The sequence below is a fragment of the Gluconobacter morbifer G707 genome (genome assembly GCF_000234355.1).
Lineage (GTDB): Bacteria > Pseudomonadota > Alphaproteobacteria > Acetobacterales > Acetobacteraceae > Gluconobacter > Gluconobacter morbifer.
The window spans coordinates 24,091-46,554 of record NZ_AGQV01000015.1 but is presented as its reverse complement, the minus strand read 5'-3'; the positions used below and the strand labels follow the sequence as shown (position 1 = coordinate 46,554).

The following is a 22,464-nucleotide window of genomic DNA, read 5'->3' as shown; positions in this document are numbered from 1 at the left end:
CACGCCGGCCGACCAGTCTTTCGAGGCGGGAATGGCCGGCAGCTTCTCGGCCAGAAGCGGCGAAAGCCGGTAGGTGCGCGGGTCATGTCCGGGCGGCCGTTTGCCAAGACAGCGACCGATGAAAGGAACGCTCATGGGTTCACCTTTGGAGCAGGCACGACAACGGCCGGCTTCTGGTGCGAAGCCAGCCGTTCCGTGCCAATACAGGTTGTGAGATTTTCGACCCGGCCGGCGGCATACAGATCGGCCAGAAGCTGATCGCCCGTCACAAGGCGCCTGCTGGATGCAAAGACGCCGGCCGCCGCAAGCGCGTCATAGACATACTCGAAACAGTAGGCATGGCCCGGGCGCTGCATGGACTGGATGCGGAACGCCCAGCCGAACATCGCCAGCACGTCATAGGACGTCCCGAGCATGGACTGGCAGTACATGACCGCTTTGGCCGTCTCTTCATCCGTAAGCCGGATCGCATAGGACTGCCCGGTCCGGGGTGGCATGCCGAAAGACCGGTCCGTCGGACCGACGCCGACAATACGCGGGAAGGTGGCCGAATAGAGCGTGCCATCCAGTTCGATTGTCGCGTGAGAAAACGCGCTCTCCAGCCGCCAGCAGATCAGCCGCCCGAACGGGTCAGCCGGGTAATACAGGCGTACTATGGCCGCCATCAGTGCATTCTCCCGATCAGACAAACTGTGAGGAGCAGGACCACCACAAAGGCGACAGGCAGTCCCCACGCCATCGGTCCGTCCCAGCCTGTCAGGGTCATGGACGTGGGGAGAGCCATCACGGCGTGACGTGCAGGACGCGGAGAGCCTGCGCTTCGCTCATGAACAGCGGACCCGCTACCCGCGCGCCGACGCTGCCAATCAGCCCCTCGAAAACGGAGATGATCGTCTTGAGGGCATCCAGGGCCGTGGTGGCTTTGGACAGATCGGCAGACGCCACTTTCGTGCTGGCGCCTGAAATTGCGCTCTCGAGATCGGTTGCGACTGTCCCGAGGTCCGACAGGATCGTGTCCACTTCGGTTTTGAAGGACGTGCTGTCATAGCTGACGGTCACGCTCGACCCCGCAGAGGCTGCGAAAGCCGCAAGGGCGGCATCCAGCGCAACGGATGCGGCTTCGATGACCGCAACGGCCGGCGCTCCAATCGCCGTGGCGACGGCTGTGATGGACAGCACGGTCGAGACCGCGTTCACACCCGCCGTGCCATAGGCCTTCACCTTGGCGACGTTGAGCGTGATCGTGGTCACATTGCCGGATGTCGTAACCGTACAAGCCGCAAGGCCGGCCACCGCCGAACCTGCCAGGGCGGCTTTCAGGAAGCCGCGGCGGGAAGGATTACGCATGGGCCGAGGCCTCCGTTGCGGAGGAAGCACCAGAAGCCTCCGTCTCGGTGCTCACCTTCGTCTCAGCGGCTGTCACCGTATCGGTGATGCCATCGAAGGCCCTGGCCAGACCGGCATCGATGCCCGACAGGTTCAGGGACGGATCAAGACGCGGGACCAGCGTCTGGGCCAGCAGGGACACGGCCGTCCCGACCAGGGCGAGATCGTTCTTCACAACAGAACTTTCATGCTTGCCGGCAACCGTGGAGACGAGGGTCTGGAGAGAGGTCAGGGAATTCAGATCAGCCACAGGGGCCTCCAATAAAAAAGGCGCCCCGAAGGACGCCGTGAGAGATGCCGGTCTGACAGCGGGACTGCTGCCTCCTCCGGCGATGGGACTGAGAGAGCCGGGACCGGCCCGCAGAGGGCTCAGTCACGTGTCCGGCTTCTTCTTCGTCAGAACAGCGATGCCGTGACCGGTCAGGAGAGCCCTGGCCTTTTCCCTGTCCTGATACGGCACCATCACGCCTGTCCGGCCGCACTGGATCCGGTTGGCCGCCTTGCCGAGATTGGCCGCCCCCCAGGTGATGGCGACATAGAACGCCTTCTTCAGGGCATAGCGAGGCGCGCCCGGCTTCGGCGGCAGGATGAAAGGGGCGATGCAGTTGCACAGCCCGGACAGGGCCAGCAGCACCAGCAGCGCCCAGCCGGGATCCTTGGCCGGCAGCATCGCCACCAGCAGGGTCACAGGGTCCATAATTTCAGGTTCCGGATAAGAAAAAACCGCCCGAAAGGCGGCATGATCGGGCGATAGCAGGGGCAAATTGCGCCCAGCAAGAAAACAGGCGCGTCAAGGTTCGGATCAGGACACGAACCAGGCTGGGCCGCCCTCGTTTCCGGTCGTGGTGCCGACATACAGAAGGGACAGCCGCGTTCCGGCTGATGCCCCCTTAATGCTGCTGATGATCGCTGGCGTTGTGCCGCTCCCTGTCCGCGCGGAGAAAGACAGAGACGTTACAGCTGACCCAAACCTGACTTCGAGAGCACAGCCATCCCGATATGCGTACCCTGTCATTCATAATCTCCCTTTTCCTCCTGCTCCGGCGTGGACGAATTGTCTTCCGCTTTCGGAATGACGAGTGCCGTTTTTCGCACCTTCTTCGGAGAGGACATCTGGCGCAGCGTAGTAACGTCAACGGGGCGGTTTTTTGCGGCTTTTAGTATAGTTCAATCATACTCGGACTAACCCCGCCAGTACAAGCAAAATCGGCAAGAAAACACTGCATCGCTAGACATTTTGGATTACGCTTTTATCGGCACAAAAACGTGGTCTATGAAAAGCTCATAATATAAATGAAAAAATAGCAAGCGAGATCATCAAAATGGATACGGATGGAATTAAAATAAAAACTTCTCTGCTGGAAGTAAGATATAGAATAGGATTTCCTATTGGAGGCGAGATAGAATATCGGGGTATTTCTGCTTTCCTGATTGGCGATAATGCAGAGATGAAGACTGATCTCATTCGGAAGTCTTACGATGGATGGAAATCTGAAAATCCTGAGAACACGCCTGATTTAGAAGATATCATCGATCAGGTAACGTTTGAGATCTACGACCCTAAAACGCCCAAGGCTGCCTTTCAACCAATTCTCAATACCGACTTACCGAACCGCTGAAGCATACAGAACTTAGCCTGTCTTAGGTCAGCCCATTTTCCATCTGACCCAGCTGTGGTTACAGTAAACTTCCGGAATTCCGGGTGATTATGGTTTTGCAATCAGCTGTTTGAGGCGCACACTCAACCCATGGTTCGCCTAAAGATCATTGTGCGTTTGACGATCACTGTACTCCCGCTTCTGCTGTCAGGCTGCTACGGCCCCGGGATAGGTCCAGACGGCTGGGGCTGGAACAACGAGAAATGGAACGGGGCAGGGCCACAACTCTCTGCACCTGGAACGCCCCCGCAGCACGATATGGAGCCGCCATGGGGAAATGGGTGGTAGGCAGCCCCGCAGTTTCCTTGCAGCTTTTCCGCCACGTCTAGCATAATTTGATAATCCCCAGATAAAACTCATTAGTACAAGGGAAAACGCGATACCTACCGCAAACTGCCAAAATGTATCATCATGGTTCAATAATTGATTCTGGAAGGTTTCAAGTGAAACATTTGCTGTTATTGATCGCGGTATTAACATTTCCGATCGCTGCTAAAGCCGAGGACAAGAAAATAACCACTGCTGAGCATATAACTCAAGCTGGCCCTTATTTCCCACCCGAGATGCAAGCAAGGAAAATGAGCGGCAAGGTTACAATATCAATGGACATTGATAAGACGGGCCGCACGATGAATTGCAAGATTGTTTCCAGTAGCGATCCGGGCTTCAACGCCAGTGCATTGGACTATTGCAAGGTGCAAAGATATGTCCCGGCTTTTGTAAACGGCAAGCTTGCTGTCGAGCACAATCACAAGCAAACTTTAGCATATAGTCCAGGCCAATAAGTCGACACTGTTTGTAGGCCCACCGCACTTCCGCCCAAGGGTTCAGGAACTAATGGGCAGTCATGCTTGCCGTGCTCCCTTGCAAGCTTCGGAACAATACCGGACCTGATTCCAGTCCTTCGCCCACTTTTTGCGCCAGGTGAATGGGCGGTCACACACAGGGCAGACTTTCGAGGGTAGGTCTTCCTTGGCGGGGGTACGCTCGATTTTTCCTTTTCCGCGGGACATTAGAGCCGACGCTTGTTTTTATTAACTGTAAAAATAACCGCCGTAAAAACCGGAATCCCGATGGCGAGCAACCTGCCAGCGGATCCGTGAGGACCACTTGCGGCCAAGACCCCCAACGCCACGCAAAAAGCTGCGGCACCAATCACGACAACATACGTGTTCTTCATCATGGCCCTCATATTTGCTGCTGGAGTTCATTTAAATCCGCTGTTCGACATACAGACATCAGATAGATATTACACAACATTCAGCAACAAACTTCGACGCTCTTTCGGTGCGGCAGCAGAAGGAAATACGGGTTTTTCTGCTGCCGCACCACGCTTTCCCCCGTTCATCTTCCGTCTGATCCCTGAACTGGGTTGTCGGCCCATCGAGCCACATTGTCGTCAATGCCGGTACGAGGCTGGAGAGCGTATTCCGCCCGGTGCATGCCAAGAATGCAGCGGGCGTCCTGCTCGATAGCGCCACTTTCCCGGATGTCGGACATGGTCAGCCGACGGTCCGCCCCTTCATCGATCACCAGCGGATTTTTTTACTTCCATGCTGGCAGAGACGATTTTCCCCATCCCGGAACCCGAAACAGGCTCTGGTCCGCTCGGGCCGTCGAACATGCCCGTCAGCACAGTGTTCAGAGCATCTCACAGCGCGCCGCGACAACGCGCCCCAATCCGGTGGGTGGAAGTGTAGTTTTCGGATCTTCGTCCCACGACGCAGAAATGCTACATGATCAGTCTGCGGAAGTTGCATGATAGCTTCGCAGGCCGCGATATCTCCGAAATCACTGCTGCTGACGTTCATGGCTATGTTGCCGGTCGCAGGCGGAAGAAAATTTCATCCGCGACAATCCGTCGTGATCTGACAGTAATGAGTCGACTCATGCAGATGGCGCGGCGTGCTGGCTGGATTGCAACAAACCCTGTTCCGGATGGATTTCGTGATCTGGTCCGTTTCCTTGCTCGTACCGGATGTAGACAGGAAGAAGGAGCATCCCTGGAATGGGGGCAGCTTGATCTTGTGAAAAGCACATGCACCTTCACAAAGACAAAAACACGCTCTCCGCGAGTGATCACATTGTCACCGCGCCTGATTGGCGACCTGATCCGGCAACGCGAACGCAGGCGATTCGATCAATATGTGTTCGTCGGGCCGCACGGCGATCGATACTCGAATGTGACGGGGCGTTTTCGAGTGCTCATGTCAAAGGCGCTTCCGGATGATTCGCAACGGTTCCAATGTCATGACCTTCGCCATACCTATGCGATTCGATCCTTGCAGCAGGGCCGCTCCATTTACGACTCCAGACACCTGGAGCATGGCTCAGTAAAGGCCACGGAAATCTACCTTACGTGGCTCACAAAACGGCCCGGATAAGTGTCCGGGTTTTTATCCAGGGCTGTGTGCGCGACTTGCACTTTATGCACGACATGCGCCCATGAGGGATTGGCGGTATTCTGGGGTACGTGGTGCCGGGTGAGGGATTTGAACCCCCGGCCTTCGGTTTACAAAACCGCTGCACTACCACTGTGCTAACCCGGCATCCACAGCCTCGGCTTTTTCCATGGCCGGGGCAGTGAGGTCAAGCGTCCAGACAGCGATTTTATGGTTTTTGTTGTCCGACCGGTGTCATCAGGTCTGCTGGCGGTCCCAGGTGGGGGGAGTTGGGAGCAAAACCGTATCCGTCCTCTGAAAGGCCCTGATGGATGGCATGATGGGAATGGGCGCATCCGGCCAGAAGAAGCAGGATTGTCAGGGCGGAAAGACGGATCATGACGGCTCTTTCACGGGAGAGGACTCAAGTTTCTGGGCAATCGTGGTGGCCAGCGCCGTATAGGCGCGGGCGGCCTCGCTGTCGGGCGCGGAAAGGATGATGGGCGTACCTTCATCCCCACTGGCGCGGATATCGGCCAGAAGCGGCACTTCTCCGAGGAACGGCACGCCCAGTTTTTCCGCTTCTGTCCGTGCCCCGCCATGTCCGAACAGTTCCGTCCGGTGGTTGCAGTTCGGGCAGCAGAAATAGGACATGTTTTCCACAACACCCAGGATCGGCGTTTCCATGCGCTCGAACATCGCAACACCCCGGCGTGCATCCAGCAGCGCAATGTCCTGCGGGGTGGAGACGATGACGGCCCCGCCGACAGCCAGCTTTGGTCCCAGCTTCTGGGCCAGTGTCAGCTGCGCGTCTCCCGTGCCGGGCGGCATGTCGATGATCAGGACGTCCAGCTCCCCCCAGTCCACTTCTCCCAGAAACTGCGTCAGGGCACCCATGACCATGGGGCCACGCCAGATCATCGCCTGGTTTTCATCCACCAGGTATCCGATCGACATGCTTTTCAGTCCCCAGGCCTCGATAGGGAGAATCGTGCCATCGCGGACTTCGGGGCGGGCGTTGCGGCCGAGCATACGGGGCAGGGAAGGGCCATAGATGTCCGCATCCAGTAGACCGGCCTTCAGACCCTGTTTTGCAAGTCCGACTGCCAGATTCACAGCCGTGGTAGACTTGCCGACCCCGCCTTTTCCGGATGCCACGGCAATCACCGCCCTGACGCCCGTCAGCAGACTGGCCGCATCGTGCCGACTGGCGGCGTTACGACGCCCTCCGAGATTAAGTGGCCGATGGCCGCCGTCGCCCTGTCCTGCGGTAGGAGCATTGGCGGCTGTAGGCGTGCGATGAGCTGTCAGGGAGAGCGTGGCGGCACTGATGCCCGGCAACTGGACAATCGCCGCCTCCACCCGCGACCGGAAAGGCGTCACGCGTTCGGCATTGTCACGGGAAGTCGAAAGAGACACATGCGCGTGGCCGTCCCGAACGGAAATGCTCTCCAGCGCCGCAAAGGACAGCACATTCGCACCTGCGTCGTCCTGCTCGCTGTTCAGAAGATCGGCGATGCGTTTTTCGGGGCTGACAGACGGTGTGGTGTCATCAACGGGGGGCTTGGAATTATCGGTCATGCCGGGGCTCTCAATCGGGAAGCGGCCTGTCAGGAAGAACGTGTACTTTAGCACGGATCGTGCCGGAACGCATCTACAGGCGCGGGATGACGTGCCTGGGATGGTGACGAAAGGCCACCTTCTGCGTTAGCGTGCAGATCATGACAAAACGACCTGTCCGTCCTGCCGCTTACTCCCTTGCTCCGCTGCTGGTTCTGTCGCTGGGCCTGTTCACTGCCCAGGCGCTGGCGCAGACGGCCGCCCTGCCATCGCCCGCACCCGTGGCGGCGCCCCGTTCCGTACCCTCCAGCTTCGCGGATCTGGCAAACCGGCTTCTTCCATCGGTTGTGAACGTCTCCACCTCCGCCATCCTCAAGCCGGGCAAGGATGAGGACAAGGGACCGGACGCCAGTCCGCCGGACGGGCCACAGGTGCCGGGCTTTCCGCCGGGGTCGCCGCTGGAAAAATTCTTCCATGACTACATGAATCACAAGCCCGCCCCGAACCGGGCGCCCCGCCGGATGCAGGCCCTAGGATCGGGTTTCATCATTGATCCGGCCGGTATCATCGTGACGAACAACCATGTCATTGAAGGGGCGGATCAGGTGACCGTCACCCTGCATGACGGTACGGAAATGCCTGCAAGAATCGTTGGGCGTGACAGCCAAGTCGATCTGGCCGTTCTGGAAGTCAAACCCAAGAAACCCCTTCCGGCCGTGCCGCTGGCGGACAGTGACAAAACTCGCATTGGAGACTGGGTTCTGGCTATCGGCAACCCCTTTGGCCTGAATGGAACCGTCACGGCGGGCATCATTTCCTCCCGCGGGCGTAATGTCGAACACGGCCTGTATGACGACTACATCCAGACGGATGCCGCCATCAACCGTGGTAATTCCGGTGGCCCCCTGTTCAATCTTTCCGGTGAGGTCGTTGGGATCAACACCCTGATCTACGGTGGTTCAGGTGGTGATTCCATCGGGATCGGCTTCGCAATTCCGGCCGATGACGCCCGGGGCATCATTGATCAGCTCCGCCGGACGGGCCATGTCTCGCGGGGCTGGATGGGGCTGAAATTCCAGAACGTTACCAATGATATTGCCGAGACACTCGACTTCCATCAGCCGGACGGCACGGATGGCAAGGGCGCTCTCATCTCCGAAATCGGCCCGAAAGGCCCGGCTGCGAAAGCCGGTCTGGAGGTCGGGGACATCGTCACTCGTGTCGGAGACCGTGACGTGACGGGACAGAGCATGCCGCGTGTCATTGCATCGCTCCTGCCGGGTACGAAAACCACCCTGACCGTCTGGCACAGGGGCAGCATGAAAACCCTGTCCATCACCCTTGGGCAGTCCCCCAACGCACCTGATGCTTTGCCGTCCGACGTTCATCGGCCCGCACACCGTCATGCCGCCATGGGCGAACTGGGGCTTGAAGTCAGCGCGATCGACGCCGATGCCCGCACGCAATACGCCCTTTCCGATGACCAGCGCGGCGTTCTGGTTACGCGCGTTGAACCCGGCAGCCCGGCAGCGTCACGCGGCATCGCGACCGGCAATGTCATCACACAGGTCGGACAGGATCAGGTGAACACGCCGGACGCTTTCGCCAAGGCCATCCAGCAGGTCCACGCCCGCAGGAAGACGGAAGCGCTCCTGCTGGTACAGGATGACGACGGCCTGCGCTGGGTTCCCGTGCCTTTCCTCGGGAACTGACGCCTGTGACAGACTGCGGAACGGACGGTTCCCACCTGCGCGGACACACCGCATGACCGTGCTCACGCACCTGACACGACGCTGGCTGTCCGTCCCACCACGCAACAGTTCTTGGCGGGAGGTCATGCGTCCCGCCACGCGCCAGACGATCCGGGTGCTGATCTCGGTCGCCTCGGCCTGGGGCGTCGGGGCCCTGATGCACCTTCAGGAAACGATATGGGCGCTGGTAACAGCGCTGATCGTGACCCAGTCCAGTATCACCCAGACCATGTCCACGGCCCGCGACCAGATCAGCGGAACGCTGATCGGCGCCGTGGCGGGAACGATCGCTGTCATTCTGGAAATCTGGACGGGGACGCGCTGGATGCCGTTCTGGCTGATGCTGATGCCGCTGGTTTTCCTGGCCGCCATACAGCCCAGCCTGCGCTTTGCCTGTATCACTCTGATGATCGTCTATCTCTTTCCAAGTCAGGGCAGCCCGTTCTTGCCCATGGTGACGCGCCTGACAGCCATCGTGGTCGGCGTAGTCATTTCGATCGTCGTGTCCTTCGTGGTTCTGCACAGCAGCGCCCGACGTCAGGCCTTCCACACCTCCGCTCGCCTGTTCCGTCGGCTGGACCAGATGCTCCGGACCGCACTGGAGCAGGACACCGGGTGGCGGGAGATCGAGAAAAGCAATGATGACTGCGTGGCCCTGCTGACGGATCTCGAAAACGCGGTCGAGGAAGCCCGCCGTGAACGGCTCAGCGATCTTGAAAAGGGCGACCCCGTACTGGCAGCCCTGCCGCGCCTGCTGCGGCGTCTTCTGAACGACACGATGCTTGTGGCCCGCGCCATTGCCACGGGCCGCGCAGCGGGAAATACCGGTTTGCTTCCCCTCTATAAGGGCATGAGCCACGCCCTGCGCGCGCTCGCCCATAACTGCGAGACAATCGTGAGTGGAAAGTCGGACAAGGACGCCCACAATCCCACCGATACCGAAATCCTTGATCTGCTTCCCCGGCTTGAAGAACAGAGCCGCCCGGAAATGCGGTTTGTCATGTCTCTGTTCCGTGAGGATCTGGAGCGGGCCGTGGGCGTAGTCATGCGCAAGGATGCCGGAGCAGCCAGCGACCTCTGACGAAGACGCGTCTGTCCCCGAAGGCAACCCGGTTTCACAATGCACGTTGAATTTGTGATATAATGGCAACATGCCCGGCAATCGCGGTCCCCGTCAGTGACCCGCCAGCAATAACGGAGATCTTCATGATCACGCGCGAAACCCTCAAATCTCTGCCCGCAGATGTCCAGGCTCCTCCATACGACATTGACGGGATCAGACCGGGGATCGTGCATTTCGGCGTCGGGAATTTCTTCCGGGCCCATGAAGCCTTCTATGTGGAGCAGATCCTGGTGCATGCTCCGGACTGGGCCATCATTGGCGTCGGGCTCACGTCTGGTGATCGCTCCCGCCGGAAAGCAGAAGAATTCGTCAAACAGGACTGCCTCTATTCCCTGACGGAAACGACACCATCCGGGAAAAGTGACGTCCGCGTCATCGGTGCGCTCCGCGACTATCACCTGGCGCCGGCCGATCCGCAGAAGGTACTGACCCATCTGGCCGATCCCGCTATTCGCATCGTCTCCATGACCATCACGGAAGGTGGCTATAACATTGACGAGAGAACCGGCGAGTTCGATCTGAAAGACGAAGCCGTCCAGAAGGATCTCAAAAATCCGGAGAACCCGGAAACCGTGTTCGGCTATGTGGTGGAAGGTCTTCGTCGCCGGCGGGAGGCGGGTGGCAAGGCGTTCACCATCATGTCCTGTGATAACCTGCGTCATAACGGCAATGTCGCCCGCAAGGCTTTCCTCGGTTACGCGAAAGCGCGCGATCCGGAACTGGCCCGGTGGATCGAAGAGAACGCGACCTTCCCGAACGGGATGGTGGACCGCATCACCCCGACCGTAACCCCGGACATTGCCCGTAAACTGAACGAAAAAAGCGGTCTCGACGATGACATCCCGCTCGTCGCGGAGGATTTCCACCAGTGGGTTCTCGAAGACCGTTTCGCGGACGGTCGGCCGCCGCTGGAAAAGGCCGGCGTGCAGTTTGTGGATGACGTCACGGACTGGGAGCAGGTCAAGGTCAGGATGCTGAATGCCGGGCATATCATGCTCTGCTTCCCCGCCATTCTGGTCGGATACGAAAATGTCGATCAGGCCGTGCAGGACAGTGATCTGCGCCGCAATCTGGAAAACTTCCTGAACAGGGACGTGATCCCCACCCTGAAGGCTCCCGCGGGCATGACGCTGGAAAAATACCGTGACAGCGTGATCAGCCGTTTCTCCAACGCTGCCATGGCGGATCAGACGCTGCGCATCGCCAGCGGTGGCGCCTCCAAAATCCAGGTGTTCTGGACGGAAACGGTGCGCAAGGCCATCGAGGGGAAACGCAATCTGTCACGAATCGCTTTCGGTATCGCGTCCTATCTCGAAATGCTGCGTGGGCGGGACGAGAAAGGCCATACCTATGAATCGTCCGAACCCACTTACGGTCCGGCCCAGCAGAAACTGGCCAAGGCAGATGATTACGAAAGTGCGCTCAAACTGCCGGCTTTCGATGCGTGGCGTGATCTCGATACGTCGGAACTGGACCGCAAAGTGATCGCACTGCGCAAGGTCATCCGCGAAAAGGGTGTCAAGGCCGCCATTCCGGCCTGAACATCTGTAAGGGCGCCGCTTCCATCCGGGAGCCGGCGCCCTCGTCCTGTCCGTTGTTTCACTGATGGTGGATCAGAGGAACCAGATCAGCAGACCGCCCAGTGCGCCAAGAGGAATACTGACGCCCGCGAGCAGCAGCGCCAACAGCAGCGTGGAATCGAAAGTTTCCTCCAGACTGGGCAGAAGCTGGAGAAAACTCGTGCTGTCATCCAGCGCAACCCCGGAGACCAGCAGTTCCACGATTGCGATGAACAGGATAGGCCCTACGACCCCCCCCGCCATTCCCCAGAAAATCCAGTAAATCATCCTGACCGGATAGTGCTGCGCATGACGGACACACAGCGCATACGGTACGATGAACAGGGTCCCGAGGAAAATGGTCAGGGCGATCCATTGCGGCAGGAAAAATCCGGGCCGGCCCTGCGGGACCGCCAGCAGTTCCGATTCCACGACAATCGCGGAAACGATCCCGATGGCCCCTGCATATTTGAAGGCGTAGCGCCAGGAGGGCAGGGGTGCGAAAGGCTTTACGGTGGGAAAGCTGTCTTCAGAGTTGCCGGTCACGTTTGATGCGGTCCCAGGCCGCGTTGATGCGGGCTACCCGGTCCTGCGCACGCTGGCGTTCGCGCTCCGTCATCGGCTTCTGTGCCAGAACATCCGGGTGGTGTTCACGAATCAGCATCCGCCAGCGTACACGGATCTCCTTGTCGGTCGCGGTGCTGGCGATGCCCAGAACGCGATAGGCATCGGGTTCATTGCTGCTGGCCGCGCGGGCATTGCCGCTCTGCGCACGGTCCCAAGCGCCGGGCGGCAGGCCGAACGCCACATGTACACGCTTGAGGAAGGTCACCTCGGCCGGATGCAGTTCCCGATCCGGTCCCGCATCCGCACGTGCAATACGGAAAAGCGCCACCATCAGGTTTTCCAGTGGCGCTTTGTTGTCCCCGTAAGCCTTGCCCATTTCACGGGCATACATCTCGTAATCGTCCGTCCGATCGCGCGCGCGATCGAACAGCATGCCGACCTCTTTCGTATTGTCCGGCGGAAACTGGAAGCAGGCCTTGAAGGCATTGATTTCCTGTCGGTTCACGGGGCCATCGATCTTCGCCAGCTTGGCGGAAAGGGCCACCAGTCCGATGGCGTAAAGCTGGTCCCGCTTGCCGAGTGCTGCGGCAATCTTCGCCGCACCGAAGAACGCCGCGCTGTTGGGGTCTGGTCGGCCGCGTGACGGAAAACGCTCGCTCCACCCTCCCGTGGATGGTTTGAGCAGCGATCCGTTATCGGCCGCGTGCCCGAGGGCCGCTCCCATCAGTGCCCCAAACGGACCGCCAACCGCAAAGCCAGCAACCCCACCGAACATCTTGCCCCAGATAGCCATATCTTCAACCTAGCACGCGGTGATAAGCGGGCAAATGACAGATCGGACAGATATGGTACATTCTGCTCAACATCCTTCTTCCGCAAGGAACTGGCGGCAAACTCCAGGGCCTGTCTGGCGCTTTCCAGTCTCGACACGTCGTTCTCATTCCGCAGGACACTGCACCAGAAAGGACTTTTCATGACAGACCAGCTACCCGCACAGACCCCAGAAATGCCCCGCACCATGGATGAACGCATGGACCTCCTGATCGGTCGCCTGCCGGAGTGGCTTCAGAAAACCCTGAACTGGCTCCGGCGTCCGGACAGGAAATGGGTCCGCATTCCCGCCGGTGTCCTGTTTCTGATCGGAGGCTGTCTTTCGATCCTGCCCATCCTGGGGATCTGGATGCTGCCTGTCGGGGTGATTCTTCTGGCGCAGGACATTCCGCTTTTCCGGAAGTTTCTGGATCGGACACTCCTCTGGGTCCAGAACCGCCATCCGGAATGGATGGGCCTCCCAGCCGCCAGCAAGGAAGACAAGGCAGCCTGATACCTATGCCTCCGGGAGCTGCTGGCTGGCATGGTGCAGGGCCGCGACCCGCAACGCAGATGCCAGCGGCCGTTCGGGCGGTCGGCTGGAATCGATGAACGCAATGAATGCGGCGAAATTCTGCCGCCGCTGGCGTGTCATGTCGTCCAGCACTGCCCAGAACTCCGGTTCCAGCGCAATGGACGTCCGATGTCCCAGAAGGGAAATGCTGCGTTTGACCAGATCGCTCATATCAGTTTCTCCAGTGCCCATCGTGCGGTCTCCGCAACATCCTCATCGGCATCTGCCAGTAGCGCCCGCGCGGACGGGGCGAGCGCCCGGTCTCCGGAATTGCCGATCGCGATCAGCACATTGCGCACAAACCGGTCCCGTCCGATCCGTTTGACAGGTGACCCCGAGAACAACCTGCGAAAGGCTGCATCGTCCAGCGCGGCCAATTCATCCAGCTTTGGCGCCACCAGTTCCGGTCTCGGCTGCATCTTGATATGCCGTGAGGCCGCAGCAAACCGGTTCCATGGGCAGACGGCCAGACAGTCATCGCATCCGTAGATGCGATTGCCCACCTTCTCTCGCAGCTCATGCGGGATCGGTCCCTTGTGTTCGATCGTCAGATAGGAAATGCACCGCCGGGCATCCATCTGGTACGGCCCCAGAAACGCTTCCGTCGGGCAGGCGGTCAGACAGCGCGAGCAGGTCCCGCAACTTCCGCCTTGTGGTGCAGACGGACGAAGGTCCAGCGTCGTGTAGATCTCTCCCAGAAGCAGCCATGATCCCTGCGTCCGGGAGACCAGGCAGGTATGCTTCCCTGTCCAGCCAAGCTGCGCCTTTTCCGCCAGCGCCCGCTCTGAAACCGGTGCGGTATCCACGAAAACCTTCACCTGTGTATCGTTATCTCCCAGCTTCACGACAAACTGGGCGAGATGCTTGAGCATCCCCTTGATGACATCATGGTAATCCCGGTTACGGGCATAGACGGAAATATTGCCGCAATCGGGATTACCGAGCGTTTCCAGCGCGTTGTCCGCCGGAGCATAGGACACGCCCAGCACGATGATGCTCCTGACCTCCGGCCAGAGTACTCTGGGCTGTGCACGTTGCTCGATGCGTGTTTCCATCCACTCCATCGTGCCGTGATGGCCATCTCCCACGAACACCCGCAGTGTCTTCTCTATTTCCGGATCAAGACGGGCTTCGCAGAATCCGACGGCATCGAAGCCGAGACGACGGGCCTGTTCTGCAATCCGGTCTTCCAGGAAAGACCGGGTCGTCGCAGAAGACTTGGCGCTGGAGGACATGCAGATCACAGGCTGTTGGAAATTCGGCGCAGTCTATGACATTCCCTGCAGAATGCACCAGAAGTTTGGTCCGAACCATTAAGACCCTTTTTACCTTTGTAACAGTAAGGTCGATTCGCTTCTATTGCCGGGAAGGAATGTCATGACTGTTTCCACAAATTATGGCATCATACTCTTTCCCACCGTGAAAACGCCTGCTGCCATTCCGGAAACAGACATACAGGCCGCGAAAGTAGGAGAAACGGGCAGTCCGCTGCCGGCCTCCGGCGGGAATGACATCCTGGACATTCGTGGAAGTGTAGAGGGAACCGCCACCTGGACCGTCGCCTGTACGTTTTATGGTCCAGCCCTGTCCGGCAGGGTTATCGAAACCCGCAGAACCGTCACCCGGCAGGCCGCTTTGTCCGGCAGTCTCGGCACAACAGCCACGCAGAACGGTCATGCCAGCCATCCTTCCGCCGTACAGGGACTGGCGAGGTACCTTCAGGACAGAGTGATGACCCGGCTTCAGGCGGGTGCGGCGGCTTTTTCCGCGTCCGCCATTGCCGCCCTTCAGGCCCAGGCCCTGCAACCGACGCATGCGCTACAGGACAGTCCGTCATCCTCCGAACCGGCCAGCGTCATGAACGAAACCATGCGAGCACAGATGAGCGTGCAGGTTTCCGTTCAGACCCGGGAGAGTTCATCCTCCTGTCCGAACGTACAGATCAGCCCGGAGGGCAGTGGAAGCGAGACCGGGACCATCAGCACCGGAACCGAAACGCGGACCCTTCTGACGGATCAGTTCTGAGAGGGCGGACCTACCCGTTCGTGACGGTTCGAAATTCTCTTGCCAGTCACCGGAGGGAGCGGCATCGTTCGCTTATGCAATGTTCCGGATCTTTCCCTTTCTTTCCCGTGGCCCTGGCATGTTTCCTGTCGGCTACGCCTGCCCTGGCGCAGACGCCACCACAGTTCCCGGCTCCTCCGACCATCGAGCAGGTCTACCAGCATGTCCGGCAGGATCCCGTCCGCCTAGGGCTGTTCCTCCGCGCTTTCCCCAAGGGGGCGGATCTGCACAACCATCTGGCCGGAGCGGTTTACGCGGAAAACATGCTCGACTGGGCAGCGCGGGACAATCTGTGCGTTTCCGTCACGCAACAGCGCATTCTGGACCGGGCCTGCCCGCATCCACATACCGGTGAACTTCCAGCTACTGCCCTCGCAGGACAGGCGGACGTGGAAAACCGGCTCGTGGATGCCATGTCCATGCGTGCATTTGTTCCCACGCCCGATGACGCCTCGGGCCACGATCATTTCTTTTCTGCCTTCCGCCGTTTTGATGTAATGGACACCCCCCATGCCGGTGACATGCTAGCTGAAGCCCGGGATCGTGCCGCGCGGGATCATGTGACCTATCTGGAACTGATGGTCTCCCCCGGGATCGGCCCGATGATCGGCGCAGGGTTCCGCCACCCCCTGCAGGGTGACGGTTTCCCGGCCGCTCATCAGGCACTCGCCCCTGAAATCCCGGCTCTGGTACAGAAGGCACGGGCGGAAACGGACGCCATGGAGGCACAGGCGCAGGCCGTCCTGAAATGCGGAACGTCGCAGGCCCATCCCGGCTGCGACGTGACGACCCGCTACCTGTTCCAGACCCTGCGGACTCTTCCTCCGCATGCCGTTTACGCACAGCTCGACGCCGGTTATGCAACCGTCCGGGCGGATGCCCGCTTCGTCGGCCTCAACATCGTCGCGCCGGAAGACAACCCGGTCGCCATGCGGGACTACGACCTGCACATGCGTATGTTCCAGTGGCTGAACGGCGTTTATCCCGGCGTGAAACTCAGCCTGCATGCCGGAGAACTGACGACCGGCCTGGTCCCGACCGATGGTCTGCGCCATCACATCCGCGAAGCCGTCCGGACGGCCGGTGCCCTGCGGATTGGCCATGGCGTGGATGTCGCTCTGGAGGATGACCCACCAGCCCTGCTGGACATCATGGCGCGTCAGCATGTCATGGTGGAGATCAACCTGACGAGCAATGACGAGATCCTCGGCGTCAAGGGCGCGGACCATCCCTTCAACCTGTATCGCCGGGCGGGCGTGCCGCTGGCGCTGTCCACCGATGACGAAGGTGTCTCCCGTGGCGATCTCACGCAGGAATATCTCCGTGCCGTCCAGACCTATGACCTGAGTTACGCGGACATCCGGCAACTCTCCCGCAACGGACTGGAATATGCCTTCCTGCCCGGAGACAGTCTCTGGGCGAACCACCAGGTCGGTACTCGCGTCGCGGCCTGTCAGACAACGTCTCTGGCGGAACAACCTGGCGGAACCTGTGGAGACTTCCTGAAGACAAGCGAGAAAGCCCGGCTGCAATGGGCTCTGGAAACCCGCTTCGCCTCCTTCGAGACCGTTGCCCGACATGAAATGCTGTATCGATGAACCGCCTGACAGCCCTTTGTGCTTCTTCTCTCCTGGCCTGTGCCGCGTTCGTCTATGCGCCGATCGCCCGGGCTGCGCCTCTTCCCATACGGGTCGTCGTTGTCACGACCTTTGAAATCGGCCGCGATACGGGCGATACGGCCGGGGAATATCAGAACTGGGTCGAGAAGCTCCCGCTTGGCCAGACCATTCCCGCTCCCGGCACTGACCATGACGTCATGCATTACAATCCGGATCTGCATGTTCTGGGGATCGCCAGCGGGGAGGGACCGGAGCACATGGCTTCCGCGATTACGGCGCTGGCCCTCGATCCGCGCTTCGATCTCCGGCACGCTTATTTCGTGCTGGCTGGTATTGCAGGCGTGGACCCCAATACCGGGACGATCGGTTCAGCCGTCTGGGCGCCCCGGGTCGTGAATGGCGGGCTTTCGCACCTGATCGACCCGCGGGAAATCCCGTCGTCATGGCCCGATGGCTTCACCCCTGTTCAGGGTAGCACCCCTGATGAGATGCCCCGTCCACCCCTTCATTCTGGCATGGGCGACATGGAATATACCCTTGATCCACCACTGGTCCACTGGGCCTATGGGCTGACAAAAGAGGTCGCTCTGCCAGATAATGCGGGTCTTCAGGCCGCGCGTGCTCCCTACAGGGGATATGCCGCTGCCCTGAAACCTCCTAGCGTCATGCTGGGGATTACGATCTCCGGCGAGACCTTCTGGGTGGGCGCGAAAATGAACCGCTGGGCCGAACGCTGGGTCCAGTACTGGACGGACAATCAGGGAACGCTGGTCACGACAGCGGAAGAAGACGTGGCGTTCTGTCAGGCGCTGGCGCTTCAGGGCAAGGCCGGGCAGGTTGACCCGAAACGTGCTCTGATCCTGCGGACAACCAGCAACTTCGACATGCCCCCACCCGGTAAAAGTGCGGCCCAGCTTCTGGCGGATGAAGCGCACGAGACCGGTTTTTCCGGTTTCCCGGCCTCCGTGGATGCGGCCTATACGGTAGGGAGTGTGGTCGTGAAGGAACTGGCAACGCACTGGAACAGGTACGAGAAAACCCCTCCCGGGGCGGACTGATTGCGGTTCTCAGTCCGGATCGGTATCAACTTTCCGGACTTCATGAACCCCGTCGATGGCGCTCAGCCCGGTAATGAGATGCGAAACCGGTTTGTTACCGTGAACCTTCATACTGAGCGTGACCAGCCTGGCCGTGCGGGGACGGGGTTCCGTGCCTTCATAGTCCGCTTCATCAAGGATTTCCTCTGAACTGCGACCGCCGTCGCCCTCCAGCCGCACGCCATCAATGGCGAAGCGCAGTTCCGTGCAGCGTACGAGAATAGTGCGCAGGAGACCCCGGCTGTCCTCGTAGGAAATGGACAGTTCGGTCGTATGCCCCTGGGAACGCGGCAGCTTCTGAAGCAGACGGGGGAACAACACCATAACGACGAAATGTGCGACGGTCGTGGCTATGGCCAGAATGGGCAGCCCCGCACCGCACGCCATGCCGAGGGCAGCGGTAAACCAGATGGATGCCGCTGTGGTCAGGCCCCTTACGACGTCCTGACGCATGAAGATCACGCCGCCGCCGATGAAGCCGATGCCGGAGACGATCTGCGCTGCCACACGGGAGGGATCAAGCACCACCTTGCCTGCGTCCAGCACATCCATGAAGCCGTATTTGGAAATCAGCATGAACAGTGCGGCCGAGACACCGACCAGCGTATGGGTCCGCAGTCCCGCGCTCTTCTGGCGTATTTCCCGTTCCAGCCCGACGAGGGAGGACAGCACGAACGCCAGAGCCAGTTCCTCGAGCTGAAGCCGGCCTTCCCCGACCAGTCCCTGGGCTGTCAGTTCGATCATGTTGTGCATGGAGTCTCCTTCCTGTTCCTCCTGCTTTAACGCCGTCAGACCGAAAGACGTTGTCTGGTGACCCGAAAGCACCGGTCAGCAGGGCAGTCCCGACAGGAAGGACAGGATCAGCAGTCAGAACTGGGGGAGATGGTCGCGGTAACGGTCCCAGTGGCGGACAAGTTCCTGCACGACAGGTTCGCCAGCCCGCTCGTTGTTCTCGTAGGCGATCTTCTGGCCCGGTCCTTCATCACCCATGGAAACCGTGACGGCCAACCCGGGCGGCGGCATGTCGAAATTACTGCCCGAACGCAGAACCATGATCCGGTCCGGATCGATATAACCCAGCCGCCCGAGCTGCCGCATGTCGGACTGATAACGCTGGCTTTCCTCATTGGTCATCACGAAGCGCCCGGCGCCCTTCGTCCAGAGCCTGACCCAGTTCTCTGCCCACAGATTGCGCGGCGCACCGTGCCAGTACCGTTCCGCGCCCAGCGTCTCGCCCATGAGGATGAACGGTGCGCGCCGGGCATTGGGATAGCCACCCCAGCTTCGGCGGCGCTCGGCGATAGTGCGGTCATCCACCAGACGGGCGGAGCGCGACAGTCTGAACGCCCAAGCTGCCAGTTGCTGGTTGAGCGGATAGGCTTTGGTCAACTGCGCCACATCCGTGACGGAACCATAATGATTTGGGTTGTCCGGCAGGGTGTCGGGGCGGCTGGCGCCGATGGCGTAAAGTCCATAAGGCCATCCCCCGGGAACCGTGCGGTCATCGATTTCCCGCAAGGCGTCCCCATCCACGACCCAGCGTGCCCAGGCCACACTCCCGACGGACGCAATATTCGGATTGACGCCAGAAATTCCGGTGAAGAGCCAATAGGTGTGATGCAGGTCGAAACGCGGATCAAGCGCCAGGGCGTGTAGGTCCAGATCCCCGTTCCGCAGGACAATGCCATAAACACCGTCCCGGTTGCGGCGCAGCGTATCAGGTACACCCTGGATCGGCACCGTCTCGTCCAGATGCAGACGTTCCACCCACTCTTGGAATTCCCCGGGTTCGTCTCCCGTATCCTGTCCGACCTCGAAATTGGCGACCACCAAGACCCGGATTTCCTCTTTCGGGCTTTCCTGCGCGAAGGCCGAGGCGCTCAGGGCCAGCGCGCTGGCAAGGCAGAACGATACAAGAATGAAACGTTTCATGATGTGAAAAATCTTTCTGGCCAGATGAAGACAGGCCTTTCAGCGGAGGGGCGGGAAAAGGGAGCATTCTCCGGAAAGATGTCAGATTTCAACTCTCAGAGCCATCCGCTCATAATGACAGATCCGGCATCGGCCACTCGTCTTCGGTCCAGTCCCCTTTCGCCCAATCTGACCGCAGCTTCACGGCCAGTGCATCAAGCGTTCCATCCACGATGGCGGCGCGGATCTGGCGCATCAGGCGCTGGTAATAAGCGAGGTTGTGCCAGGTCAGCAGCATCGGGCCGAGCATTTCGTTGGCGCGGAACAGATGATGCAGATAGGCGCGGGTGTAACGTCCGGCCAGAGGGCTGTCGTCATAGGGTGTGAGAGGACGCGTATCATCGGCGAAGCGCGCATTGCGCAGGTTCAGATGGCCACGCTCGGTATAGGCGCGCGCCGTCCGTCCGGCCCGGGAAGGCATCACGCAGTCGAACATGTCCACGCCCCGCATGACCGCGCCCAGCAGATCATCCGGCGTGCCAACTCCCATGAGGTAGCGCGCCTTGTCCTGCGGCAGCATGGGCGTCGTGAAGTCGAGGGTCGAGAACATCAACTCCTGTCCTTCCCCAACGGCCAGACCGCCAATGGCATAACCCTCGAAACCGATCTCCGTCAGGGCCTTGACCGAATATTCGCGCAGGTCACGCTCCGTGCCGCCCTGCACAATCCCGAACTGCCCGTAGCCATCCCGCTGGACAAAAGCCTCGCGGGAGCGTGCGGCCCAGCGCATGGACAGTTCCATGGACTTCCGCAGCGTTTCCGGCGTGGCGGGAAGGGCCGGACACTCATCAAACGCCATGCTGATCGTCGCATCCAGCCTGTACTGGATGTCGGTCGAGATTTCGGGCGTCAGACGGTGACGGCTTCCATCAATGTGAGACTGGAACGTCACGCCATCCTGATCGAGCTTGCGCAGCGCGCCGAGGGACATGACCTGGAACCCGCCGGAATCCGTCAGGATCGGTCCCTGCCAGTCCATCATCCGGTGCAGGCCGCCCAGTTTGCGAACGCGCTCTGCTCCCGGACGCAGCATCAGATGATAGGTGTTCCCCAGCACGATGCCCGCACCCGTCGAACGCACGGCGTCCATCGTCATGCCCTTGACGGTCCCGACTGTGCCAACGGGCATGAAGGTCGGCGTCTGGACCGTGCCGTGCCGGGTGTGCAGATGTCCGGCGCGCGCCTGTCCGCAGGCTGCTTCCGGCACCCATGTCATCTTGGTGGCATGTTCCGTCATTCCGCACGCTCCAGAAGGCAGGCATCGCCGTAGGAATAGAACCGCAGTCCGCGGGCGATGGCGTAGGCATAGGCCTCACGCATGGTTTCAGTGCCGCTGAACGCACAGACGAGCATGAACAGCGTCGAACGCGGCAGATGGAAATTGGTCATCAGGACGTCCACCGCCCTGAAGCGGTAGCCGGGCTTGATGAAAATGGACGTCTCCCCCCGCCAGGGCGATACGGTGCCATCGTCTGCTGCCGCGCTTTCCAGCAGACGCAGGGACGTGGTGCCGACTGCTACGATCCGGCTACCCCTGGCGCGCGTTTCATTGATGGCGTCCGCCGTGTCCTGATCGATCTCGCCCCATTCCGCATGCATCCTGTGCTCGGCGATGGAGGAACGGACGGGCAGGAATGTTCCGGCTCCGACATGCAGCGTCAGGGTCCGGCGTTTTATGCCTTTCTTATCAAGTGCGGCCAGAAGTTCGGGTGTGAAATGAAGTCCGGCCGTCGGTGCGGCCACGGCTCCGCGATACTGCGAGAAAATCGTGCGGTAATCGATGTCATCCTGCTTCGTTGGTCCAAAGGGACGATCGATATAAGGGGGCAGGGCCAGTGCGCCCACCCGCTCCAGAAACGCATCGAACGCCTCTCCTTCCACGGAAAAGCGGATACTCACCGCACCATCCCCTTCATTCTCCCGCACCGTCGCGGTCACGGGATCATCACCGAAGCGCAGTACGTCCTGCGGTCTGAGCTTGCGTGCATTGCGGGCCAGCGCATGCCAGATCCCGTCCGGGAGGATACGGTCAAGGGTCAGGCCGATCTTCGCTTCACCCCGCGTCGCAGCCAGTTGCGCGCGGATGACGGCGGTGTTGTTGGCTATCAGCAGATCCCCCTCCCGCAGCAGGCCTGGCAGGTCACGGACCGTATTCAGCACGGGCGCCTGTCCCGGCCGGACATGCAAAAGCCTTGCGCTGTCCCGGGGGCGGGCTGGTTCCGTCGCGATGTGGTCGTGCGGAAGGTGGAAGTCGAATGGGGCGAGTTCATCCGTCATGGGGATGCTCTCTAGCAGGTTCCGCGAACATGAAAACGCCGGACCTGCCGGCCCGGCGCATCTTTTA

The 22,464-nt window shown here is 60.2% G+C and carries 27 protein-coding genes and 1 tRNA gene; 10 read left to right on the top strand and 18 right to left on the bottom strand.

The window, feature by feature from the left end; genetic code table 11:
- Positions 1-131 precede the first annotated feature (131 nt).
- The 5 genes from GMO_RS13150 to GMO_RS13130 form a co-directional block, all read right to left on the bottom strand.
- Entirely contained in the window at positions 132-665 is a 534-nt protein-coding gene (locus GMO_RS13150) for a C40 family peptidase (RefSeq protein ID WP_008852932.1), read from the bottom strand.
- Between the two features lie 118 nt (positions 666-783).
- Positions 784-1,347 carry a twin-arginine translocation signal domain-containing protein gene (locus GMO_RS13145; protein ID WP_008852930.1) on the bottom strand — a complete coding sequence of 188 codons (564 nt, stop codon included), beginning with the start codon at positions 1,345-1,347 and terminating at the stop codon, positions 784-786.
- On the bottom strand, positions 1,340-1,636 hold the full coding sequence (locus GMO_RS13140; RefSeq protein WP_008852929.1) for a hypothetical protein: 297 nt from the start codon (positions 1,634-1,636) through the stop codon (positions 1,340-1,342). The genes GMO_RS13145 and GMO_RS13140 overlap by 8 nt, the downstream gene beginning before the upstream one ends.
- A gap of 123 nt (positions 1,637-1,759) precedes the next feature.
- Entirely contained in the window at positions 1,760-2,083 is a 324-nt protein-coding gene (locus GMO_RS13135) for a hypothetical protein (RefSeq protein WP_008852928.1), read from the bottom strand.
- Positions 2,084-2,188: 105 nt separating this feature from the next.
- Complete coding sequence (locus GMO_RS13130; RefSeq protein WP_040509767.1) at positions 2,189-2,401, bottom strand: hypothetical protein; 213 nt, start codon at positions 2,399-2,401, stop codon at positions 2,189-2,191.
- Between the two features lie 307 nt (positions 2,402-2,708).
- Between GMO_RS13130 and GMO_RS13125 the strand changes: the two genes are divergently transcribed.
- A complete protein-coding gene (locus GMO_RS13125) occupies positions 2,709-3,005 on the top strand; it encodes a hypothetical protein (protein WP_040509765.1) in 297 nt (98 codons plus the stop codon).
- Between the two features lie 482 nt (positions 3,006-3,487).
- Positions 3,488-3,829, top strand: coding sequence for an energy transducer TonB (locus tag GMO_RS13120; RefSeq protein ID WP_040509763.1), 342 nt, complete (start codon positions 3,488-3,490; stop codon positions 3,827-3,829).
- Positions 3,830-3,889: 60 nt separating this feature from the next.
- Here the strand turns inward: GMO_RS13120 and GMO_RS14050 are convergent, their stop codons facing one another.
- Complete coding sequence (locus GMO_RS14050) at positions 3,890-4,057, bottom strand: DUF2256 domain-containing protein (RefSeq protein WP_083813688.1); 168 nt, start codon at positions 4,055-4,057, stop codon at positions 3,890-3,892.
- A gap of 331 nt (positions 4,058-4,388) precedes the next feature.
- On the bottom strand, positions 4,389-4,577 hold the full coding sequence (locus GMO_RS13110; protein WP_008852926.1) for a DnaB-like helicase C-terminal domain-containing protein: 189 nt from the start codon (positions 4,575-4,577) through the stop codon (positions 4,389-4,391).
- 203 nt (positions 4,578-4,780) lie between these two features.
- On the opposite strand from GMO_RS13110, the gene GMO_RS13105 reads away from it, so the two are divergent.
- On the top strand, positions 4,781-5,428 hold the full coding sequence (locus GMO_RS13105; RefSeq protein ID WP_040509759.1) for a tyrosine-type recombinase/integrase: 648 nt from the start codon (positions 4,781-4,783) through the stop codon (positions 5,426-5,428).
- A gap of 90 nt (positions 5,429-5,518) precedes the next feature.
- Here the strand turns inward: GMO_RS13105 and GMO_RS13100 are convergent.
- The 3 genes from GMO_RS13100 to GMO_RS13095 form a co-directional block, all read right to left on the bottom strand.
- Positions 5,519-5,593 (bottom strand) — tRNA-Thr (locus GMO_RS13100).
- 61 nt (positions 5,594-5,654) lie between these two features.
- Entirely contained in the window at positions 5,655-5,825 is a 171-nt protein-coding gene (locus tag GMO_RS14480; protein WP_008852924.1) for a hypothetical protein, read from the bottom strand.
- Entirely contained in the window at positions 5,822-7,006 is a 1,185-nt protein-coding gene (locus tag GMO_RS13095) for an Mrp/NBP35 family ATP-binding protein (RefSeq protein ID WP_083813687.1), read from the bottom strand. Before GMO_RS13095 ends, GMO_RS14480 begins: the two co-directional genes overlap by 4 nt.
- 140 nt (positions 7,007-7,146) lie before the next feature.
- Here GMO_RS13095 and GMO_RS13090 point away from each other — a divergent pair, with 140 nt between their 5' ends.
- From GMO_RS13090 to GMO_RS13080, 3 genes are all read left to right on the top strand, one after another.
- Positions 7,147-8,697, top strand: a complete 1,551-nt coding sequence (locus tag GMO_RS13090) for a Do family serine endopeptidase (RefSeq protein ID WP_040509772.1) — start codon at positions 7,147-7,149, stop codon at positions 8,695-8,697.
- 52 nt (positions 8,698-8,749) lie between these two features.
- Positions 8,750-9,817 carry an FUSC family protein gene (locus GMO_RS13085; RefSeq protein WP_040509757.1) on the top strand — a complete coding sequence of 356 codons (1,068 nt, stop codon included), beginning with the start codon at positions 8,750-8,752 and terminating at the stop codon, positions 9,815-9,817.
- Between the two features lie 125 nt (positions 9,818-9,942).
- A complete protein-coding gene (locus GMO_RS13080) occupies positions 9,943-11,400 on the top strand; it encodes a mannitol dehydrogenase family protein (RefSeq protein WP_008852920.1) in 1,458 nt (485 codons plus the stop codon).
- A 72-nt stretch (positions 11,401-11,472) separates the two neighbouring features.
- Here GMO_RS13080 and GMO_RS13075 read toward each other — a convergent pair whose 3' ends face one another.
- Positions 11,473-11,964, bottom strand: a complete 492-nt coding sequence (locus GMO_RS13075; protein ID WP_008852919.1) for a hypothetical protein — start codon at positions 11,962-11,964, stop codon at positions 11,473-11,475.
- Positions 11,948-12,778: a TerB family tellurite resistance protein gene (locus tag GMO_RS13070; protein WP_008852918.1), complete on the bottom strand. Its 831-nt coding sequence runs from the start codon at positions 12,776-12,778 to the stop codon at positions 11,948-11,950. The genes GMO_RS13075 and GMO_RS13070 overlap by 17 nt, the downstream gene beginning before the upstream one ends.
- Positions 12,779-12,958: 180 nt before the next feature.
- Here GMO_RS13070 and GMO_RS13065 point away from each other — a divergent pair, with 180 nt between their 5' ends.
- Positions 12,959-13,309: a hypothetical protein gene (locus GMO_RS13065; RefSeq protein ID WP_050801487.1), complete on the top strand. Its 351-nt coding sequence runs from the start codon at positions 12,959-12,961 to the stop codon at positions 13,307-13,309.
- 3 nt (positions 13,310-13,312) lie between these two features.
- Here GMO_RS13065 and GMO_RS13060 read toward each other — a convergent pair whose 3' ends face one another.
- Positions 13,313-13,540 (bottom strand): ribbon-helix-helix domain-containing protein, encoded by a 228-nt coding sequence (locus GMO_RS13060; protein WP_008852916.1) that lies wholly within the window; start codon positions 13,538-13,540, stop codon positions 13,313-13,315.
- A complete protein-coding gene (queG, locus tag GMO_RS13055; RefSeq protein ID WP_040509755.1) occupies positions 13,537-14,604 on the bottom strand; it encodes a tRNA epoxyqueuosine(34) reductase QueG in 1,068 nt (355 codons plus the stop codon). Before queG ends, GMO_RS13060 begins: the two co-directional genes overlap by 4 nt.
- A gap of 142 nt (positions 14,605-14,746) precedes the next feature.
- On the opposite strand from queG, the gene GMO_RS13050 reads away from it, so the two are divergent.
- The 3 genes from GMO_RS13050 (at position 14,747) to GMO_RS13040 (ending at position 18,110) form a co-directional block, all read left to right on the top strand.
- Positions 14,747-15,394 carry a hypothetical protein gene (locus GMO_RS13050; protein ID WP_040509754.1) on the top strand — a complete coding sequence of 216 codons (648 nt, stop codon included), beginning with the start codon at positions 14,747-14,749 and terminating at the stop codon, positions 15,392-15,394.
- 74 nt (positions 15,395-15,468) lie between these two features.
- Positions 15,469-17,031, top strand: a complete 1,563-nt coding sequence (locus GMO_RS13045; protein WP_008852913.1) for an adenosine deaminase family protein — start codon at positions 15,469-15,471, stop codon at positions 17,029-17,031.
- The gene (locus tag GMO_RS13040; protein ID WP_008852912.1) at positions 17,028-18,110 is read left to right on the top strand and encodes a purine nucleoside permease; all 1,083 of its coding nucleotides are present in this window, start codon (positions 17,028-17,030) and stop codon (positions 18,108-18,110) included. Before GMO_RS13045 ends, GMO_RS13040 begins: the two co-directional genes overlap by 4 nt.
- Before the next feature lie 9 nt (positions 18,111-18,119).
- Here GMO_RS13040 and GMO_RS13035 read toward each other — a convergent pair whose 3' ends face one another.
- From GMO_RS13035 to queA, 4 genes are all read right to left on the bottom strand, one after another.
- Entirely contained in the window at positions 18,120-18,902 is a 783-nt protein-coding gene (locus tag GMO_RS13035) for an MgtC/SapB family protein (protein WP_040509770.1), read from the bottom strand.
- 114 nt (positions 18,903-19,016) lie between these two features.
- Positions 19,017-20,081 carry a purine-nucleoside phosphorylase gene (locus GMO_RS13030; protein WP_008852910.1) on the bottom strand — a complete coding sequence of 355 codons (1,065 nt, stop codon included), beginning with the start codon at positions 20,079-20,081 and terminating at the stop codon, positions 19,017-19,019.
- A gap of 109 nt (positions 20,082-20,190) precedes the next feature.
- Positions 20,191-21,357: a tRNA guanosine(34) transglycosylase Tgt gene (gene tgt / locus GMO_RS13025; protein WP_008852909.1), complete on the bottom strand. Its 1,167-nt coding sequence runs from the start codon at positions 21,355-21,357 to the stop codon at positions 20,191-20,193.
- A complete protein-coding gene (queA, locus tag GMO_RS13020) occupies positions 21,354-22,397 on the bottom strand; it encodes a tRNA preQ1(34) S-adenosylmethionine ribosyltransferase-isomerase QueA (protein ID WP_008852908.1) in 1,044 nt (347 codons plus the stop codon). The genes tgt and queA overlap by 4 nt, the downstream gene beginning before the upstream one ends.
- Positions 22,398-22,464: the final 67 nt, after the last annotated feature.

What these genes read in the sequence shown, in the direction of transcription:
- GMO_RS13065 (WP_050801487.1), top strand. Translation starts at nt 12,959, where the DNA reads ATGACAGACCAGCTACCCGCACAGACCCCAGAAATGCCCCGCACCATG.
- GMO_RS14050 (WP_083813688.1), bottom strand. Translation starts at nt 4,057, where the DNA reads ATGTCCCGCGGAAAAGGAAAAATCGAGCGTACCCCCGCCAAGGAAGAC.
- GMO_RS13105 (WP_040509759.1), top strand. Translation starts at nt 4,781, where the DNA reads ATGATCAGTCTGCGGAAGTTGCATGATAGCTTCGCAGGCCGCGATATC.
- GMO_RS13070 (WP_008852918.1), bottom strand. Translation starts at nt 12,778, where the DNA reads ATGGCTATCTGGGGCAAGATGTTCGGTGGGGTTGCTGGCTTTGCGGTT.
- GMO_RS13145 (WP_008852930.1), bottom strand. Translation starts at nt 1,347, where the DNA reads ATGCGTAATCCTTCCCGCCGCGGCTTCCTGAAAGCCGCCCTGGCAGGT.
- tgt (WP_008852909.1), bottom strand. Translation starts at nt 21,357, where the DNA reads ATGACGGAACATGCCACCAAGATGACATGGGTGCCGGAAGCAGCCTGC.
- GMO_RS13035 (WP_040509770.1), bottom strand. Translation starts at nt 18,902, where the DNA reads ATGCACAACATGATCGAACTGACAGCCCAGGGACTGGTCGGGGAAGGC.
- GMO_RS13040 (WP_008852912.1), top strand. Translation starts at nt 17,028, where the DNA reads ATGAACCGCCTGACAGCCCTTTGTGCTTCTTCTCTCCTGGCCTGTGCC.
- GMO_RS13050 (WP_040509754.1), top strand. Translation starts at nt 14,747, where the DNA reads ATGACTGTTTCCACAAATTATGGCATCATACTCTTTCCCACCGTGAAA.
- GMO_RS13130 (WP_040509767.1), bottom strand. Translation starts at nt 2,401, where the DNA reads ATGACAGGGTACGCATATCGGGATGGCTGTGCTCTCGAAGTCAGGTTT.
- GMO_RS13045 (WP_008852913.1), top strand. Translation starts at nt 15,469, where the DNA reads ATGCAATGTTCCGGATCTTTCCCTTTCTTTCCCGTGGCCCTGGCATGT.
- GMO_RS14480 (WP_008852924.1), bottom strand. Translation starts at nt 5,825, where the DNA reads ATGATCCGTCTTTCCGCCCTGACAATCCTGCTTCTTCTGGCCGGATGC.
- GMO_RS13090 (WP_040509772.1), top strand. Translation starts at nt 7,147, where the DNA reads ATGACAAAACGACCTGTCCGTCCTGCCGCTTACTCCCTTGCTCCGCTG.
- queA (WP_008852908.1), bottom strand. Translation starts at nt 22,397, where the DNA reads ATGACGGATGAACTCGCCCCATTCGACTTCCACCTTCCGCACGACCAC.
- GMO_RS13080 (WP_008852920.1), top strand. Translation starts at nt 9,943, where the DNA reads ATGATCACGCGCGAAACCCTCAAATCTCTGCCCGCAGATGTCCAGGCT.
- queG (WP_040509755.1), bottom strand. Translation starts at nt 14,604, where the DNA reads ATGTCCTCCAGCGCCAAGTCTTCTGCGACGACCCGGTCTTTCCTGGAA.
- GMO_RS13125 (WP_040509765.1), top strand. Translation starts at nt 2,709, where the DNA reads ATGGATACGGATGGAATTAAAATAAAAACTTCTCTGCTGGAAGTAAGA.
- GMO_RS13150 (WP_008852932.1), bottom strand. Translation starts at nt 665, where the DNA reads ATGGCGGCCATAGTACGCCTGTATTACCCGGCTGACCCGTTCGGGCGG.
- GMO_RS13060 (WP_008852916.1), bottom strand. Translation starts at nt 13,540, where the DNA reads ATGAGCGATCTGGTCAAACGCAGCATTTCCCTTCTGGGACATCGGACG.
- GMO_RS13085 (WP_040509757.1), top strand. Translation starts at nt 8,750, where the DNA reads ATGACCGTGCTCACGCACCTGACACGACGCTGGCTGTCCGTCCCACCA.
- GMO_RS13030 (WP_008852910.1), bottom strand. Translation starts at nt 20,081, where the DNA reads ATGAAACGTTTCATTCTTGTATCGTTCTGCCTTGCCAGCGCGCTGGCC.
- GMO_RS13095 (WP_083813687.1), bottom strand. Translation starts at nt 7,006, where the DNA reads ATGACCGATAATTCCAAGCCCCCCGTTGATGACACCACACCGTCTGTC.
- GMO_RS13135 (WP_008852928.1), bottom strand. Translation starts at nt 2,083, where the DNA reads ATGGACCCTGTGACCCTGCTGGTGGCGATGCTGCCGGCCAAGGATCCC.